General features: G+C 68.3%; 1 protein-coding gene. It reads right to left on the bottom strand.

What is annotated here, in order from left to right; translation table 11 throughout:
• On the bottom strand, positions 1-1341 hold a 1341-nt coding region (locus ABZ260_RS51050), incomplete at its 3' end, for a ThuA domain-containing protein (RefSeq protein ID WP_355633209.1).
• Positions 1342-1396 lie beyond the last annotated feature (55 nt).

Here is a 1396-nt window from a genome sequence, read left to right on the forward strand (position 1 = left end):
GTTGGCCTGCGAGGCGCCGACGACGTCCAGGCACCGGCCCGACCCCACCCCGCGCAACGCGCCCGTGTCACCGGAAGGCGTCGGAGAGGGCGTCGGAGTGGGCGACACGCTGGTCAGTTCCTTGATGCGGATGTTGCGGAACGCCGCCACGTCGCCGGACCCGTGGTTCTGGATGCCGATGTAGCCCTGCTGGAGCGAGCGGACCGGATCGGTGTTGGTGAAGTCGTTGATCTTCGCGCCGTTCAGGAAAACCTGTAGCCGCTCACCCTCCACCAGCAGCTCGTAGGTGTTCCACTGACCCGGCGGGTTCAGCGCCGCGTCGCGTGCGGCGATGTCCGCCGCCTTGAAGCCGTAGATCGCCCCCGTCGTCTTGTCCGGGGTGTCGGTCGCGTCGATCTGCACCTCGTGTCCGGTGTTGAGCGCCGCGTTCGGGTCATTGGTGGCCGGGAACCCGACGATCACCCCCGAGTTGGAGTCGCCGGTCAGCCTCCAGTCGAGCTTGAGTGAGTAGGAGCGGAACTCCTTGGCGCTGTACCACAGCATGCCCATGCCACCCTGGGAGGTCAGCGTGGCGTTGCTGTTCGTGAACGACCCCGGCCCGGCCTGTGACCAGCCCGTCGTCGACCCGTTGTACAACGCCGTGTAGCCGGTCTCCGGGCGGCAGTCGGCGTTGGTCGCCTTGGCCGCGTACCGGATTCCGCCCAGCAGCAGCGTGCGGAAGTTCGAGTCCGCGTACGACTCCTGCGTGTGCCCCAGCCCGGTGTAGAACGAGCGGCCGGAGGACTGGGGACGGCACCAGGTGATCGGATGGTCACCCATGCCGCCGCCGCTGTAGCTGCTCTCGTCCAGGTTCTGCAGGACCCGCACGTTCGCGCGGGGGTTCGTCCGGTAGCTGTACCACTCGTCCGTCCGCGACCAGGTCGTCCCCAGATGAGCGGTCGCGGCGTGCGCCCGGTCCTCGTTCCGTACCGTGGCCTGCTGGATCGCCGGATGGCTGTTGAACCAGGCGCCCACCAGCTGTCCGTAGTACGGCCAGTTGTACTCGGTGTCGGCGGCCGAATGCACCCCCACGTAACCGCCCCCGCCGTCCACGTACGTCTGGAAGGCGGTTTGCTGGGTGTCGTTCAGCACGTCACCGGTGGTGTTGAGGAACACCACCGCCTTGTACTGGGCGAGGTTGGCCGTACTGAAGACGTTGGAGTCCTCGGTCGCGTCCACGGTGAAGTCGTTGGCGGCCCCCAGGTCGCGGATGGCCTGGATCCCGACGGGGATCGCGTCGTGCCGGAATCCGGCCGTCTTGGTCGGACTCGCTAGCCACGGCCATGGAGGCGTTCCGCGCATCGATCCGTCCGCGGCGTGGCCGCCGGCCGCGGGCCTCGATGGCAGGCTCCGCGCC

This window comes from Streptosporangium sp. NPDC006013 (assembly GCF_040614275.1).
Lineage (GTDB): Bacteria > Actinomycetota > Actinomycetes > Streptosporangiales > Streptosporangiaceae > Streptosporangium.